This window comes from Rhizobium sp. NFACC06-2 (assembly GCF_900101425.1).
In the GTDB taxonomy this organism is placed as follows: Bacteria; Pseudomonadota; Alphaproteobacteria; order Rhizobiales; family Rhizobiaceae; genus Agrobacterium; species Agrobacterium leguminum.
The window spans coordinates 169,783-186,661 of the sequence record NZ_FMVA01000007.1; the positions used below are offsets into that span (position 1 = coordinate 169,783).

The following is a 16,879-nucleotide window of genomic DNA, read 5'->3' on the forward strand; positions in this document are numbered from 1 at the left end:
CTCCTTAAAAATCGATGGCTGCGTAGAAGATGGCGAAAAGACCATCGACCAGAATAACGACGAAGATCGACTTCACCACCGAGGAGGTGACGTGCTGACCAAGCGATTCGGCCGAACCGCCCACCTTCATGCCCTCAACGGCCGCGACGATGCCGATGATGAGCGCCATGAACGGCGCCTTGATCATGCCGGCGGCAATGGTCGATTCCTCCACGGCACCATGCAGGCGCGACAGGAACACCTCGAAGGTTATGCCGGAATAGGCAAAGGCCACGATGGCCGCACCGAAAAGCGCTGCGAAATTGGCGAGAATGGTCAAAAGCGGCAGCGCGATGGTGAGCGCCACCAGCCGCGGAAACACCAGCACGCCGACGGGGTTGAGGCCGATCACCTTCAGCGCGTCGATTTCCTCGCGCATCTTCATCGAGCCGATTTCCGCCGTAATCGCGCTGCCGGAGCGGCCGGCGATCATGATCGCGGTCAGAAGCACACCGATTTCACGCAATTGCAGAATGCCGACGAGATCGACAACGAAGACTTCCGCACCGAAATAACGCAGCTGAAACGCACCCTGCTGGGCGATGATCGCACCAATCAGGAACGACATCAGCATGATGATTGGCACGGCGCGCACGCCCATATGGTCGATCTGGTTGACGATCGCCGCCGGCGAGACGCCGCGCCCGCGCCCGAGCTTCATCTGCGCGCCGCGCACGGCCGAGCCGAGAATATACATGCCCGCCAGGAAATCCGCGCCGTTCTGGACGACGGCCTGGCCAATCGGTGCAAAGATGCGCTCGGCGAGCCCCACCTTCTTCGGCGCCTCGCCCTCCATCTCCACCTTTTCAGGCAATTGGGAAATGACCTCTTCAATCTGGTCATTGCCCGTCACGGTGACGGTGGCCCCCTTCGCCTCAAGATCGCGGCGCAGACGCTGGATGATCCAGGCGCCGGTGGTGTCGATCGCCTCGATGGACGAGAGATCGATTTCCGCAGCGCTGGAAGATGCGTCTTTCTCGATCTTGTCGAGAATGGGAAAAATGCCGGAGAGATTGCTATTGCGCCAGGAACCGCTCAGCACAAAACGCGACGCGCCGCCGGAGACGGTATCGTCTGCGGAAATTGCGGCCGGGTTCGCCTGTTGCCGTGTGTCCTGTTCTTGCATAATGCTCCGAGCGAGTGCAGCCGTCACGAGATTCTTAATGGTTTCATAACGGTTTGGCCTCCGGCAGGCCACAGTGACGGCCGACAATTCGTGATAAATTTGGCGTCATGTGTCTTTTGCCGCCCAATCGGAAGTGAAAAAACATGCCCCGTTACCTTCAAGCCACAACTGAACGTTTCCCCGTTGCCGGCAGCTTCACCATTTCACGCGGCACCCGCACGCATGCGGATGTCGTAACGTGCACCATCCGGGATGGTTCCTTTACCGGTAAAGGTGAATGTGTGCCCTACCCGCGTTATGGCGAAAGCATTGAGGGCGTCATCGCCGATATAAAGGCGGTTGCCGAGCAGATCTCCGGCAGCCTGACACGGCACGAATTGCAGCAGGCGATGAAACCAGGCGCTGCGCGCAATGCGGTCGATTGCGCGCTGTGGGACCTCGAAGCAAAAATGAGCGGCAAGAGCGCCGCCGAGCAGGTTCTGGGACAGGCGGCAAAGCCGCTCGTCACTGCCTATACGATCTCGCTTGCCGATCCAGAAACCATGGCCGCAAAGACGGCTGAAAATGCCGGACGACCGCTGCTGAAGATCAAGACCGGCACCGCCGACGATGAAGCCCGCCTGCGCGCCGTTCGTGCCGCCGCGCCCGAGGCGCGCATCATCATCGATGCCAATGAAGGCTGGAATGACGAGAATATCGAATATTATCTGCGGCTTGCGGCGGAATTGAAGATATCGCTGATCGAACAGCCGCTTCCCGCCGGCAAGGACGCGATTCTCGCCCGCATCGACCATCCGGTGCTGATCTGCGCCGACGAAAGCGTACATTCCACCAAGGACCTCGCCGCCCTGCGCGATCGTTACGATGCCATCAACATCAAGCTCGACAAGACCGGCGGCCTGACGGAAGCGCTTGTCATGAAGGCGGAGGCCGAACGGCTCGGCTTCACCATCATGGTCGGCTGCATGCTCGGCACCTCGCTCGGCATGGCGCCCGCCGTGCTCGTCGCGCAGGGCACGGCCTTTGCCGATCTCGACGGGCCGTTGCTTTTGGCTGAGGACCGGGAGCCTGGGCTGGTTTATGAGGGGTCCCTGGTCTATCCGGCACGGCCGGAGTTGTGGGGGTAAGAACCGTCGTTCGAGTTTCGTGTGAAAGCACTACGCCGAACATCGCAATAATCTTTGCAATATCACGTAAACTGTATGGCCAACCTTGCCTCACACTCGACGTCATCCTCGGGCTTGTCCCAAGGATCTATCCACGTCGCGCGAAATCAATCGGTTGCAGATCCTTGGGACAAGCCCAAGGATGACGACAGAGAGCTGAACCATGCCGCCCTTAGGGATCGCCCTGCCTGTTGAACCACCCCCAATCAGGCCGCATGTTTCCCGATCAGCCCCGGAATATTCACCGGCTCCATCTCGTCCGATGTCTGCTCGGCAACCACTTCGCTCGTCTGCATCCAGGTGATCAGCTCGAACGTGCCATCGGCGTTTTCGGCAATCGCCGTGCAGCTTTCCACCCAGTCGCCGGTGTTGATGTAGCGGATGCCATCCATGTCTTCCATGACGGCGTGGTGAATATGGCCACAGATCACGCCATCGACATTGTTGCGCCGGGCCTCATCCGCCACCACGCGCTGGAATTCGCCGATGAAGTTGACGGCGTGTTTGACCTGCAGCTTGGCCCAGGCCGAAAACGACCAGTAAGGCAGACCTATGCGGCGGCGCACGGCGGCGATGGCGATGTTGATGGCGATCGCCGCGTCATAGGCCCAGTCGCCGAGATAGGCGAGCAGGCGGGCATTGCGCACAACCACGTCGAACTCGTCGCCATGGATGACTAGATATTTCTTGCCGTCGGCCGCCTCGTGGATCATGCGCTCGGCCACTTCGATGCCGCCAAAATGCATGCCAGGAAATTCCCGCAGGAATTCGTCGTGGTTTCCGGGAATGTAGACGATGCGCGTTCCCTTGCGGGCCTTGCGCAGCAGCTTCTGCACCACGTCGTTGCAGCCCTGCGGCCAGTACCAGCTGCGGCGCAGACGCCAGCCGTCGACGATGTCGCCGACGAGAATGATCGTCTCGGCCTCGTGATATTTCAGGAAGTCGAGCAGATAATCCGTCTTGGCCGCCTTGGAGCCAAGATGGACATCCGAAATGAAAAGCGTTCTGAACTGTCTGGTTTCGATTTGACCGGCCACGGATTTCATCCCCCTGTTCGGTTGCGTCCCTGCGGCTTTCTTACCTCTCAGAACCAGACTCGTGTTTCAGCAACATGACAGACGCAGGTTTTTATAGGGAATATGACGAAAGCCTTCACGAAAACGCGAATAAGCCATGGCCGCATTTGCATAAGGTACGGTCAAATAACGGCTGTACCACGGGGAAGTTTGTTGTATTCAGGGGTCCGGAATTGAACCAGACATGACGGTGGAAGAATGACCTCTCACGATAAGAACAACACGCCCGCCAACACGGCAAAGGCCGACATCGAGGAACAGGCGCTCTTTTTCCACCGCTATCCGCGCCCCGGCAAGCTGGAAATCCAGGCCACCAAGCCGCTCGGCAACCAGCGCGATCTGGCGCTGGCCTACTCGCCGGGTGTTGCCGCCCCCTGCCTCGCCATCCATGAAAATCCGGAAACGGCGGCGGAATATACCGCCCGCGCCAACCTCGTCGCCGTCATTTCCAACGGCACGGCGGTGCTCGGCCTCGGCAATATCGGCCCGCTCGCTTCCAAGCCGGTGATGGAAGGCAAGGCCGTCCTTTTCAAGAAATTCGCCGGCATCGACGTTTTCGATATCGAAATCGATGCGCCCGGCATCAACGACATGGTCTCCACCATCGCAGCGCTGGAGCCCACCTTCGGCGGCATCAACCTTGAGGACATCAAGGCGCCGGAATGTTTCGAGGTGGAACGCCAGCTGCGCGAAAAGATGAATATCCCGGTCTTTCACGATGACCAGCACGGCACCGCGATCATCGTCGCCGCTGCAGTCACCAACGCGCTGGAACTCGCCGGCAAGTCTCTGTCCAGCGTCAAGATCGTCGCCTCGGGCGCCGGCGCGGCAGCCCTTGCCTGCCTCAACCTGCTCGTTTCCATGGGCGCGAAGAAAGAAAACATCTGGGTCCACGACATTGAAGGCCTCGTTTACGATGGCCGCAATACGCTGATGGACGAGTGGAAGGAAGTTTACGCCCAGAAGACCGACAAGCGCGTTCTCTCCGAAACCATCGACGGCGCGGATGTCTTCCTCGGCCTTTCCGCCGCCGGCGTGCTGAAGCCGGAACTGCTGGAGCGCATGGCGGAAAACCCGCTGATCCTGGCGCTTGCCAACCCCAACCCGGAAATCATGCCGGAAGCGGCGCGTGCAGCCCGTCCGGATGCGATGATCTGCACCGGCCGTTCGGATTTCCCGAACCAGGTGAACAACGTTCTCTGCTTCCCCTATATCTTCCGCGGCGCGCTGGATTGCGGCGCAACCACGATCAACGAGGAAATGAAGATGGCCGCCGTGCAGGCCATCGCCGAACTCGCGCGTGAGGAAGTTTCCGAAGTGGCCGCAAAGGCCTATAGCGGCGAAACGCCAGTCTTCGGCCCGAACTACCTCATCCCCTCGCCCTTCGATCCGCGCCTTATCCTGCGCATTGCGCCTGCCGTTGCCCGTGCTGCCGCCGCAAGCGGCGTCGCCGCCCGGCCGATCACCGATTTCGAAGCCTATCTCGACCAGCTGAACCGCTTCGTCTGGCGCTCCGGCTTCATCATGAAGCCTGTCTTCAACGCCGCCAAGGCCGCGGAAAAGAAGCGCATCATCTTTGCCGAAGGCGAAGACGAACGCGTGCTGCGCGCCGCCCAGGTGCTTCTGGAAGAAGGCACCGGCATCCCGATCCTCATCGGCCGCCCGCAGATCATCGAAACGCGCCTAAAGCGCTTCGGCCTGCGCATCCGCCCGCATACGGATTTCGCCGTCGTCAACCCGGAAGACGATCCGCGCTACCGCGAATACGTGGATGACTATTTTGCCCTCGTTGGCCGCGCCGGCATCAATCCGGAAGCGGCGCGTACCATCGTGCGCACCAACACGACCGTCATCGGCGCGCTGTCGGTGAAGCGCGGTGAAGCGGATGCGCTGATCTGCGGCCTCGAAGGCCGTTATGACCGCCACCTGCGCGACGTCAACCAGATCATCGGCAAGCAGGAAGGCGTGCGTTCCTTCGCCGGCCTCAGCCTGCTCATCACCCAGCAGGGCGCGCTGTTCCTCACCGATACCTTCGTCAACAACGACCCGACATCAGAGGAAGTGGCCGAGATGGCGATCCTCGCGGCCAAGGAAATCCGCCGCTTCGGCATCACGCCAAAGATCGCGCTCGCCAGCCATTCCAATTTCGGCTCGCGCGATTCCGAAAGCGCCCGCAAGATGCGCCGCGCCCTGAAGATCGTGCAGGAAGCCGCACCGGAACTGGAAGTGGATGGCGAAATGCAGGGCGGCTCGGCCCTTTCGGAAGCGCTGCGCAAGCGCGCCATGCCCAACAGCGTGCTGACAGGCGAAGCGAACCTTCTGGTCTTCCCGAACCTCGATGCCGCAAACATCACGCTCGGCGTCACCCGCACGCTGACGGAAGGCCTGCATGTCGGCCCCATCCTGCTCGGCACGGCCCTGCCCGCCCATATCCTGTCGCCCAGCGTCACCTCGCGCGGTGTCGTCAACATGGCGGCCTTTGCCGTGGTGCAGGCCTCGCACCCTTCGGTGTGATGAAGGCGTATTAACGCAGTTTTGAACATGCTGTTGCCGCATTGCGGCAACAGCTTATGTTATCTTCCTGAAACACGGATTTCCTGAAGCGTAACACCCCTGCCACCGGCCGGGGACATCGAACGGATCGCACAATTGACCCGGCGCAGCCGCATCATCGGCCTCCTGCTTCCCCTTGTTTTCATCACCCCGGCCGCCGCTTTCGCGGATCAGGTCTGCGATATGCTTTATCAACAGCTGCGCGAGCCGCCGCGTGTCATCGGCAACACGGCCGAGGTGCGGCGTTACGCCAATGCGCTCGCCCGCCAGAACATCGTCATCCGCAAGATCAGGAACGACATGCGCAGCTATGGCTGCTCATCAGGCAGCGTCATCGTTTATGGCAATCCCAATGCCGGCCTCTGCGCCGAGATCGGCGATGCGCTGGTGGATGCCGAGGCTGAACGTGACGCGATCATCCGCGATCGCGACGACGCCATGGCGGCAGCACGCAGTGACGACGTCGACGTGAGGCGCGAGCGCATTCTCGCCGCCCTCGATGCCAATGGCTGCACGACGATGCCGGAAACGGACACGCAACCGCCGCAGGCTCCCGACGTGACCCGTTATCCCGATGCCTTCAGGCAGGGCGGCGTTGAGCCGGGACAGGTAGGACTTTCGCCCTACCCCAACGCCTCCGCCGAGGGCGGGCTTCGTACCCTCTGCGTGAGAACCTGCGACGGATCGTTCTTCCCGATCGCCTCCAATGCCTCGCCGCTTGATTTCCGCGCCCAGGCCGAACAGTGCCAGAAAATGTGCCCGGGAACCGAGACGGAACTTTATTTCCATTCCATGACGGATCAGGAAACAGCAGACATGGTTTCCGCCGAGACCGGCAAACCCTACAAGGACCTGCCGACCGCCTTCGCCTATCGCAATGCCTCAACGAAAGCGCCCGGCTGCGCCTGCAACATGGCCGCCTATCACGAGCAGATGCAAAAGCAGGAACAGGCGTCCCGGCCGGAAGCCGAAAAGCCCTATTCCAGCATCACCACCATTCCATCACCCCAAGGTGACAAGGCTCCGAAGCCCGCCGAGCAGCAGGCCGCAAAGCCGCCGGAACAACCCGTTCCTGAGCGCGACTATGACCCGAACGATGCAAAAGTGCGTGTCATCGGCCCCAAATTCCTGCCGGACCAGACCGGCAAGATCGACCTGAAAAACCCGGCGCTGAAAGGCATCCAGCCGCAGCAGTGACTACGTCGTGAGCGAGCGCGCGAGGCGTATTTCTTCTCCCCGCCGGGGAGAAGTACGCGGCAGCGGGATGAGGGGGCAAGCTCTCCGCAAATCTCTACCGTTACCCCCTCATCCGACCCTTCGGGCCACCTTCTCCCCGGCGGGGAGAAGAATGCACGGCAATGTCCCGACCTATTCGTAGGCATCCGTGTCTACACCCCACCCCAGCGGTTCCGAAACACAAGCTCCTCCAGCGGTACACGCTGCCGCCAGCCCTTCACCGCCAGTTCCGGTTCGGTGTAAAGCGTATCGACGCGACCGAGGCACAGCCAGGCGACGATCTCGATATGATCAGGAATATCCAGAATGGCCCGGACATCGCTGTCATGGAAAATGCTGACCCAGCCGACGCCGACGCCTTCGGCCCGGGCCGCGAGCCAGAGGTTCTGAATGGCGCAGACGGTGGAATAGACATCCGTACGTGGATTATGGGTGCGGCCCAGCACCACCTTGCCCCCCCGTGTCGGATCGCAGGTGACGCAGATGCTGAGCGGCGCCTTGCGGATGCCTTCGAGCTTCAGGCTGCGATAAAGCGCCTGCTTTTCACCCGCAAACATCGCCGCCGCCTCTTCATTGGCGCGGCTGAAGGCCACCCATGCCGCCTGGCGCACGGCGCCGTCGGTGACGAGGGTGAAGTTCCACGGCTGCATGAAACCGACGGAGGGAGCGGCATGCGCCGCTTTCAGGAGGCGCTCGACGAGATCATCCGGCAGCGGGTCTGGCAGGAACTGGTCGCGCACATCACGCCGCGTCTCGATGGCGCGGTAGATCGCCTCGCGCTCGTCCGCGGAAAACGGGCGGGCGGGTGAAAGCGCGTGATCGAAGGGGTTGGTGTCGTGTGGCGTGGTGACGGGCGGTTCGGTCGGCATCGTTTATCCCTAACAATGCGGGCGGGCCGGTGCCGAAACCATGGAAGGTTTGCAGCGACGACTCGCTTTCCAGCAACCTGCCGCCGTCCGCGCGGTTCGGTCTATTTTGCCAGGCCGGTCTTCTGACTAGGCTTCATCCGCCCCTTTCGCCTTCCCGAATAACTTCAGTGGCATGTGAAAAAGGGCATCCGCCTCACAGCGTTGGGCACGTTCCGGTCTCTCACCGGATTCCCGATTCTCCCGCCGCAAAGGCGGGCACCTGACGGGTGAAGCTATGGGCAAAATAGCGTGCGAACGCAAGTGTCGTGCAGGCGGTGCGGCAATGTGGCCTGCCGCACCTTGCCTTCATCATTCCACCGGGAAATATCTGACATAAGCGAACTCATCCCCATCAGGTGACCAGTTGGGAGAGTTCATCGTGCCCTGCCCGCCAAACAGCTCGAAAAGCGTTTCGACATTGCCGCCATCCATATCCATCAACCGCACCCGCACGTCGAGATCGCGCGGATGGTCGAAAACGTCGCCATCATAGGAAATGAACACCACCTTGTCTCCTTTTGGTGACGGGTGCGGAAACCAGTCGCCATAGGGGCTGTCGGTGATACGCTCCACGGCTGAGCCATCCACCCGCACCCGCCAGATCTGCATTTGCCCCGTGCGGCTGGAATTGAAATAGATCCACATACCGTCAGGCGAATAGTCAGGACCGTCATTGCGGCCATCACCATGGGTAAGGCGTGTTTCAACGCCGCTGTCTATGTCCATGGAATAGATATCGAAAACCTGATCGCGAATACCGCAATAGGCAAAGCTTTTCCCGTTGGGGGACCAGCCATGCCAATAGGAGGGCAGGTTCTTCGTCATCAGCTGCGGCGCGCCGCCCGCCGAGGACAGAAGATAGATGGCGCTTTTGCCGAATTCCACCTTGTCTGAAATGGCGTAAAGCGAACCGTCGGGCGAAATGCCGTGATCGTTGTTGCACTGGATTGCGAAACCCGTATCGACCTTTTGTGGCGACGCGTCACCGGAAAGGGACAGGCTATAAAGCAGCCCATCGCTGTTCAACAGCAGATATTGTCCATCCGGCGACCAGTTCGGCGCTTCGAAAAGAGCGGGCGTCTGCCACACCACCCGCATCTGCCGGGTGCGGATGTTGAAGATTTCGATGGAGCTACGCATTCTGCCTCCCGGGCGTGTCCGTGTGTCGTTCAAAGCGCCCGGCAATGCAGACATTCCGTTTGCATCCACCATCGCCTCGATTATGATCCTAGGGCGGCAGGCACCGTCCTGCAAATTCAAACCGGAAAAAACGCCAGCGCTCCGGCACCGTCCGTGACCCTTGCCGTTTCTCCTAAAACCGAGGTTCCGCGATGAATACCATCGCCGATCACGGCATCCGCTTCGGCCGGATCGCCGCAATGCTTCCTGTCAAAAACATCGAAAAGGCCCATGATTTTTACGTTGGCGTGCTGGGCTTCGAAAAGACCTTCGAAAACGGCAACCCTGTCGGCTTCATGATTCTCAAACAGGGCAATGCCGAACTGCACCTGACATTGCAGCCCACCCACAAGGCAGCGCCTTTCAATGTGGCGCATATGATGGTGAGCGATGTCGATGCGCTGCATGCGCTCTGCGAGAGCCAGGGCTTGCGCATCATCAAGGGCCTGCAGGACAAGGATTACGGCCTGCGCGCCTTTGTGTTTGAGGACCCGGATGGCAACCGCATCGATGTGGGGCAGGTTATTTGAGATCAGCGAACGGCGCGGAGTTTTCTCCGCGCCGCTTGCTTAAACGCGAAGGCTTGTTGTGGAACGAGCGTATGCCCCGTGTTTCTTCTCCCCGCCGGGGAGAAGTCCGCGGCAGCGGGATGAGGGGGCAAGGGCAGTGAGTTACGGCAACGTTGCCCCCTCATCCGACCCTTCGGGCCACCTTCTCCCCGGCGGGGAGAAGAAACGAGCGGCAACGCCGGGCAAAACATCCGCTACCAGCGTCTTCCTTCAATCACCGATCCCGGAACCGGTTGGTGATCGGATAACGCCGATCCCTTCCAAAGTTCTTCTTGGTGATCTTCACGCCCGGAGCTGATTGGCGACGTTTGTATTCGGCGAGGTAAAGCAGATGCTCCACCCGGTGCACGGTCGCCACATCATGACCGCGCGCCAGAATTTCCTCGACCGACATTTCCTTCTCGACGAGGCATTCCAGAATATCGTCCAGCACCGGATAGGGCGGCAGCGAATCCTGGTCGGTCTGGTTGGGGCGCAATTCGGCAGACGGGGCCTTGGAAATGATATTGGCCGGGATCACCTCGCCGGAAGGGCCGAGTGCACCCGGCGGCACATGGGCGTTGCGCCAGCTGGAAATGGCATAGACCTGCATCTTGTAGAGGTCCTTGATGGGATTGAAACCTCCATTCATGTCACCATAAAGCGTGGCGTAACCCACCGACATTTCTGACTTGTTGCCCGTCGTCACCACCATTGAGCCGAACTTGTTAGAAACGGCCATCAAAATGGTGCCGCGCGTGCGGCTCTGCAGGTTTTCCTCGGTGATGCCCTCTTCCGTGCCCTCGAAGAGATCGGAAAGCGCCGAGAGGAATCCTTCCACCGGCTCGACGATCGGCACGATGTCGTAACGGCAGCCCAGCGCTTTCGCGCAATCGGCCGCATCCTTCAGCGATTCTTCCGAAGTATAACGATAAGGCAGCATGATGCAGCGCACCCGCTCCTCGCCCAGCGCATCGACGGCAAGGGCGGCACAGATCGCCGAATCGATGCCGCCGGAAAGGCCGAGAACCACGCTCTTGAAGCCGTTCTTGTTGACGTAATCGCGGAAGCCCAGCATGCAGGCGCGGTAATCCGCCTCCTCGCCTTCGGGAATCTTCGAGAATGGCCCGCTGTCGCAATGCCAGCCGTCCGCGGTACGTTTCCAGTCGGTGACGGCAAGCGTGGCCTCGAACTGGCTCATCTGGAAAGCGAGCGTCTTATCGGCATTGAAGCCGAAGCTCGCGCCGTCGAACACCAGCTCATCCTGCCCGCCCAGCTGGTTGGCGAAAACGAGAGGCAGGCCGCTTTCGATAACCTGCCGCAACGCCACTTGATGGCGCACATCCAGCTTGCCGCGATAATAGGGCGAACCGTTCGGCACCAGCAGGATTTCCGCCCCGCTTTCGGCGAGCGTCTCGCACACGCCCATGTCGTTCCAGATTTCCTCGCAGATCGGAATACCGATCCTGACCCCACGGAAATTATAGGGACCGGAAATCGATCCTTCGGCGAAAACGCGTTTTTCGTCGAATTCGCCGTAATTGGGCAGGTCGATCTTGTCACGCAGCGCGATGATCTTGCCGCCATCCAGAAGCGCCACGGAATTGTGCCGGCCCGTCTCACCCTGTCGCGGAAAACCGATGACGATGCCCGGCCCGCCATCGGCGGTTTCCGCCGCCAGCTCTTCCACGGCTTTCAGGCATGCTTTCAGGAAAGCCGGCTTCAGCACCAGATCTTCCGGCGGATAGCCCGATATGAACAGCTCGGTCAGCAGCAGAAGATCGGCGCCCTGCGTCGCCGCATCGGCCCTTGCCTCGCGCGCCTTGGCGAGATTGCCCGCCACGTCGCCAACGGTGGGATTGAACTGCCCGACGGCAATCCGGAGATGGTTCTCTATATCGTGTCTGTCGCTCATGGCTTTTCAATACCGCGCCCGTGGCCGCTCCGCAACGCGGCAATTGCATGGCGACGCCCGTTACGCTTCGTCCGCGCGCGTTCACGCTAAGGTTATCGCCGCACCGGCCAGGTTGCGCAAAGTTCATGTCGCGTTCATCGCGCTTATGTGACAGTTACATGACACTGTTGCGACACCCGATTCACCTCCCCGGATCGGCCGTGCCGCCTGCAATACCGGAGTATGGGTTTGAGAGATTCGGCGCCAAAAACAACGGCTTCCGAAAAGGCTGGTTTCGTCTTTTCGCCTGCATGGACAAGGAGCCTTTCCAAGCTTTCGGGCATCGCCTATCCGCTCGCCAATCTGACGGTCGCGTCCGTCGTGCTGGTCGTGGCGCTGGAGTGGATCGCCCGCGGTTCGCTCACCGATGTCGGCGCTTTTCTCACCTCCTCCGCCCGCCCCGGCGTGACCACCATTGCCGCCGTGCTTGCCCTTCTCGTGGCGCTGGATGCACTTCTTGGCAGGCGTTACCTGTCGCTGATCGCGCTTGCGCCGCTCTGCGCGCTGACGGGGCTGATTTCGGCGCAGAAACAGACCTATCTTTCCGATCCGCTTTATCCTTCGGACCTGCTGTTCGGCCGGCAGATCCTCGAGCTTCTGCCGACCATGCTGAAAGCCCAGCCGATGACGGCAGCCTTCGTCGCCCTCGGCATCTGCGCCACGATTGCGGCACTTACGGGCCTCTGGCTGCTGGCGCGCCGCCACTCCCCGGGCTTGAGCTGGCGCGAACGCGCCGCCGGTCTCGCGCTGGCGCTGCCGCTTCTTGCCGGTCTCGCCTCGCTGATGGACTATTCGCATTATTCCTGGGTGCGCGATCGCCTCAACATCATTCCCATGATGTGGGATCAGCAGGAAAATTACCGCCATAACGGCTTCCTGATGGCCTTCGCCTTCAATATTCCGATGGCCAATGTCTCGGCGCCGCAGGGTTACGGCGAAAACACCATTGCCGACCTGACCTCCGAGCCCGCCGCCTTCGCCGCCAACAAGGGCGATTACCCCGATGTCATCATGCTGATGAGCGAATCGCTGTGGGATCCGACGCGGCTGGAAAATGTGAGCCTCTCCGCCGATCCCATGCCGACGATCCGCGCCAAACAGTCCGGCAACGTCTTTTCCCCGGAATTCGGCGGCATGACGGCGAATGTGGAATTCGAGGCGCTGACCGGCTTTTCCAACGCCTTCCTGCCCTATGGCAGCATTCCCTATCAGCAATATATCCGCCGCCCCGTGCCCTCGCTCGCCAGCTTCTTCCGTGGCGAAGGTTATTCCGCCATCGCCATGCACCCGTTCCAGGAATGGTTCTGGAACCGCAAGCAGGTCTACAAAAACTTCGGCTTCGAGGAATTCCGCTCCGAAGAGACGCTGCCGGCCATGGAAAAACGTGGCAACTTCGCCTCCGACGATGCGCTGATGGACCAGATCATGGCGACGGCCGAAAAGGCGCAGAACCCGCTCTTCCTCTTCGCCGTCACCCTTCAGGGACACGGCCCCTACGAGGCGACCCGTTACGCCGAAAACACCATCGGCGTCGAAGGCGATCTTTCCGCCTCGGCCTCGCAGGCGCTGGCCACCTATTCCCAAGGGGTGGCGGAAGCTGACGAAGCGCTGCTGAAACTGATGCGCTGGGCGAAGAAGCGCGACCGGGAAACCATCGTCGTCCTCTTCGGCGATCACCTGCCGCCGCTCGGCCAGACCTTCGTGGAAAGCGGCTATATGCCCGGCATGGTGGCCAGCCGCCGCGCGCCGCTGGAGGTGATGAAGAAGGAACACGAGACGCCGCTCGTCGTCTGGTCCTCAAAGCAGGGCGTGCGCAAGAATATCGGCACCATCAGCCCGGCACTTTTGCCCTATCACGTACTGAAAACGGCGGGCTTCTCCGATCCCTTCTATACCGGCACGCTTGGCGACGTGCAGCAGGCCTTTTCCGTCATCGACCGGCATATGCTGGTGGCAACCGACGGCAAGGCCCTGCCCGACTGGTCGATTGCCCCGAACGCCGTTCCCGACGTGGTGCGCGACTACCGCCTGCTGCAATTCGACATGATGTTCGGCCAGCAATATGGCCGCGAACGCTTCTTCCCCGGTTTCAACTGGCTGCACGAGGGCGCGCCATCGGTCTGATGTTTTTCGGCGGGGACGCCTGAACCGCATGGCGGTGGAAATCGTTTGAATTCCGCCGCCATGCGGGTTTATCTCGGGAACATCCGCATCGCCCCATCAGAACCGGAGACACACCGTGTCAGATATCTCCGACTATATCGTTTCGCATTTCAAGCGTTCCTCTCGCGAAATCGGCGAAGTGGAGCGGCGCATTCTGGAACTGTCGCACCAGAAGAAACTGATTTCGAGCGACACCAATGCCGAATTTTCCGCCGGCGCGAGTTTCGGCGACAGGCTGGCCGACAATATCGCCAAGGTCGGCGGCTCCTGGGGTTTCATCCTCGGTTTCTGCTTTTTCCTGATCTTCTGGGCTATCATCAACACCATCATCCTGACGACCGGCGCCTTCGATCCCTACCCCTTCATCTTCCTCAACCTGCTGCTTTCCATGCTGGCGGCCATTCAGGCGCCGATCATCATGATGTCGCAGAACCGCCAGGCCGCCCGCGACCGTTTCGAGGCCGCCAAGGATTATGAGGTGAACCTGAAGGCCGAGCTTGAGGTTCTTTCCCTGCATGAAAAGATCGATGTGAAAGTGCTGGCTGAACTGGCCGCGCTCCGGCAGGACCTTGCGGCACTTCACCGCCATGTCACCCGGAAGGAAGACTGACGCCGGAAAATTCATCCCCGCTTTTCCCCACCCCGCGACGCGCTGTTAGATTAAACGCAGTCCCGCCGGGTGGACGCCAGACGTGGCGGAAACCGAGGGACGGTCCTGGTGGTGGGAACGCTGGCAACGTTCGTGGAAAGGACCATTTCGCAAAAGGCGGTGCACCGCCACTTGCGAAATACGGCATGGTGAAAGACCCGGCTGCGCAACGCATCCGACCCACACCAACCTCAACCGAAGCGCAGCCGGGCACTCGCCCGACGCACGCTGAGTATCCCCCGACCGGCAGCGCCGGGCGGGATGAAGCTGTTGGGGTTTTAGGGCGTTTTCAGGAGTGGACGGAGGAGCGTGGGGCTTACCCCCCTCTGCCCTGCCGGGCATCTCCCCCTCAAGGGGGGAGATCGGCAGGAGGCGCGACCACCACTTCATTCGCAAATGTAGAGATGGGCGAAACCTGCCCGCGAGTCGATCTCCCCCCTTGAGGGGGAGATGCCCGGCAGGGCAGAGAGGGGTAAGCCACACGCACCTCCGCATTCCCATGAATCGCACAACCTCCCGAAACCTCACCCCCCAGTTACGAATCCGTCAGATTCTTGCGCTACAGATTGACGCAGGCGTTTGTTGCATTGCACTCTTGCGGGCAAGGCTGAAGGGGAATCACTCCCCATCGTCAAAATGGCATCACGACCATTTCGCGGCGACGCCATGCCGGATGCGACATCCGGTCATCGCAATAATTCTGTTCCGGGGTTTTTCATGCACCAGTTCGATCTGATTGTTGTCGGCAGCGGTCCGGCGGGAAGACGGGCCGCCATTCAGGCCGCCAAGCTCGAAAAGAGGGTTCTGGTCATCGAGAAAGGCAGCCGCGTCGGCGGCGTTTCGGTGCACACCGGCACCATTCCATCCAAGACCCTGCGCGAGACGGCGCTCAATCTCACCGGCTGGCGCGAGCGCGGTTTTTACGGCCGCGCCTATCGCGTCAAGCAGGAGATCGATGCCGAAGACCTGCGCCGCCGCCTGCTCATCACGCTGGATCACGAAGTGGAAGTGCTGGAACACCAGTTCGCCCGCAACCGCGTGCAGCACATTCGCGCCACGGCGAGCTTCATCGACTCCAACACCATGAAGGTGGTGAAGAGCGACGGCGAGATCATGACCGTGACGGGCACCTCCATCCTGCTGACCATCGGCACCCGCCCCTACCGGCCGCCGCATATTCCCTTCGATGGCGAAGCGGTGCTCGATTCGGACGAGATTCTCGAGATCAAGGAACTGCCGCGCTCCATGATCGTCGTTGGCGCCGGCGTCATCGGCATCGAATATGCCACCATTTTCAGCGCGCTCGATACGCAGGTGACGGTGGTGGAGCCGCGCGAAACCATGCTGGAATTCATCGACAAGGAAATCGTCGAGGACTTCACCTATCAGCTGCGCGACCGCAACATGAAACTGATCTTCGGCCAGAAGGCGGAAAAGGTGGAACGCGACGAGAGCGGCAAGTGCCTCGTCTCGCTCGGCAATGGCCGCGTGCTGAAGGCCGAGACGGTGCTGTTTGCCGCCGGCCGTGTCGGCGCCACCGATACGCTCAATCTTTCGGCCTGCGGGCTGGAAGCCGACAGCCGCGGCCGCCTGAAGGTCGATCCCGAAACCTTCCAGACGTCTGTACCGAACATCTATGCCGCCGGCGACATCATCGGTTTCCCGAGCCTTGCCTCCACCTCCATGGAACAGGGCCGCATCGCCGCCCGCCATGCCGTCGGCGCCCCTGCCGGCGAGCCGCCGCAATTCTTCCCCTATGGCATCTATGCCGTGCCGGAGATCTCCACCTGCGGCCTGACGGAAGAAGAAGTCATCGAACGCGGCATTCCCTATGAATGCGGCATCGCCCATTTCCGCGAAACCTCGCGCGGCCACATCATGGGCCTCGACAGCGGCCTGTTGAAGATGATCTTCTCGCTCAAAACCCGCCGCCTGCTCGGCGTCCACATCGTCGGCGAAGGCGCGACCGAACTGGTGCATATCGGCCAGGCGGTGCTGAACCTGAAAGGCACGGTGGAATATTTCGTCGAGAATACGTTCAACTATCCGACGCTTGCCGAAGCCTACAAGATTGCCGGGCTGGATGCGTGGAACCGAATGGGTGAGATCAAGAAGGATTAAGCGGAGTATTCAGCGGGACGGCACAACGCCATGCGGGCGCTTGTGGTAAGGTCGTAGCCTCCTCTCCCCGTCACCCCGGACTTGATCCGGGGTCCAGCCAGCCCAAGTCCTTGGGCTGAAAAGACGCGCCGTGGCTGGATGCCGGATCAGGTCCGGGGTGA

At 60.8% G+C, this 16,879-nt stretch carries 12 protein-coding genes and 1 riboswitch; of the genes, 7 read left to right on the forward strand and 5 right to left on the reverse strand.

The genetic code is table 11. The annotated features are described in order from the left end of the window. Positions 1-4: 4 nt before the first annotated feature. Positions 5-1,165 (reverse strand): ABC transporter permease, encoded by a 1,161-nt coding sequence (locus F3H58_RS14195; RefSeq protein ID WP_149742646.1) that lies wholly within the window; start codon positions 1,163-1,165, stop codon positions 5-7. Positions 1,166-1,308: 143 nt separating this feature from the next. Here F3H58_RS14195 and dgcA point away from each other — a divergent pair, with 143 nt between their 5' ends. Then, positions 1,309-2,292: an N-acetyl-D-Glu racemase DgcA gene (gene dgcA / locus F3H58_RS14200; protein WP_149742647.1), complete on the forward strand. Its 984-nt coding sequence runs from the start codon at positions 1,309-1,311 to the stop codon at positions 2,290-2,292. A 245-nt stretch (positions 2,293-2,537) separates the two neighbouring features. On the opposite strand, the gene F3H58_RS14205 is transcribed toward dgcA, so the two are convergent. Beyond that, positions 2,538-3,377: a UDP-2,3-diacylglucosamine diphosphatase gene (locus F3H58_RS14205; RefSeq protein ID WP_188128917.1), complete on the reverse strand. Its 840-nt coding sequence runs from the start codon at positions 3,375-3,377 to the stop codon at positions 2,538-2,540. Between the two features lie 228 nt (positions 3,378-3,605). On the opposite strand from F3H58_RS14205, the gene F3H58_RS14210 reads away from it, so the two are divergent. Together F3H58_RS14210 and F3H58_RS14215 are read left to right on the forward strand one after the other, a co-directional pair. After that, on the forward strand, positions 3,606-5,921 hold the full coding sequence (locus tag F3H58_RS14210; protein ID WP_149742649.1) for an NADP-dependent malic enzyme: 2,316 nt from the start codon (positions 3,606-3,608) through the stop codon (positions 5,919-5,921). 135 nt (positions 5,922-6,056) lie between these two features. After that, complete coding sequence (locus tag F3H58_RS14215; protein WP_188128918.1) at positions 6,057-7,157, forward strand: DUF2865 domain-containing protein; 1,101 nt, start codon at positions 6,057-6,059, stop codon at positions 7,155-7,157. 191 nt (positions 7,158-7,348) lie between these two features. Here F3H58_RS14215 and bluB read toward each other — a convergent pair whose 3' ends face one another. Both bluB and F3H58_RS14225 read right to left on the reverse strand, forming a co-directional pair. Then, positions 7,349-8,065, reverse strand: coding sequence for a 5,6-dimethylbenzimidazole synthase (gene bluB / locus F3H58_RS14220; RefSeq protein WP_149742650.1), 717 nt, complete (start codon positions 8,063-8,065; stop codon positions 7,349-7,351). Positions 8,066-8,160: 95 nt separating this feature from the next. Next, positions 8,161-8,343, reverse strand: a riboswitch (cobalamin riboswitch). Between the two features lie 70 nt (positions 8,344-8,413). Continuing rightward, positions 8,414-9,244 carry a TolB family protein gene (locus tag F3H58_RS14225; protein ID WP_149742651.1) on the reverse strand — a complete coding sequence of 277 codons (831 nt, stop codon included), beginning with the start codon at positions 9,242-9,244 and terminating at the stop codon, positions 8,414-8,416. A 191-nt stretch (positions 9,245-9,435) separates the two neighbouring features. On the opposite strand from F3H58_RS14225, the gene F3H58_RS14230 reads away from it, so the two are divergent. Then, positions 9,436-9,813 carry a glyoxalase superfamily protein gene (locus tag F3H58_RS14230; RefSeq protein WP_149742652.1) on the forward strand — a complete coding sequence of 126 codons (378 nt, stop codon included), beginning with the start codon at positions 9,436-9,438 and terminating at the stop codon, positions 9,811-9,813. 253 nt (positions 9,814-10,066) lie between these two features. On the opposite strand, the gene F3H58_RS14235 is transcribed toward F3H58_RS14230, so the two are convergent. Then, positions 10,067-11,746, reverse strand: a complete 1,680-nt coding sequence (locus F3H58_RS14235; RefSeq protein ID WP_149742653.1) for an NAD+ synthase — start codon at positions 11,744-11,746, stop codon at positions 10,067-10,069. Between the two features lie 222 nt (positions 11,747-11,968). Here F3H58_RS14235 and F3H58_RS14240 point away from each other — a divergent pair, with 222 nt between their 5' ends. The 3 genes from F3H58_RS14240 (at position 11,969) to sthA (ending at position 16,718) form a co-directional block, all read left to right on the forward strand. After that, the gene (locus tag F3H58_RS14240; RefSeq protein WP_188128919.1) at positions 11,969-13,909 is read left to right on the forward strand and encodes an LTA synthase family protein; all 1,941 of its coding nucleotides are present in this window, start codon (positions 11,969-11,971) and stop codon (positions 13,907-13,909) included. 115 nt (positions 13,910-14,024) lie between these two features. Beyond that, a complete protein-coding gene (locus F3H58_RS14245) occupies positions 14,025-14,558 on the forward strand; it encodes a DUF1003 domain-containing protein (RefSeq protein ID WP_149742654.1) in 534 nt (177 codons plus the stop codon). 756 nt (positions 14,559-15,314) lie between these two features. Then, positions 15,315-16,718, forward strand: coding sequence for a Si-specific NAD(P)(+) transhydrogenase (gene sthA, locus F3H58_RS14250; RefSeq protein ID WP_149742655.1), 1,404 nt, complete (start codon positions 15,315-15,317; stop codon positions 16,716-16,718). The last annotated feature ends 161 nt before the right edge of the window (positions 16,719-16,879 follow it).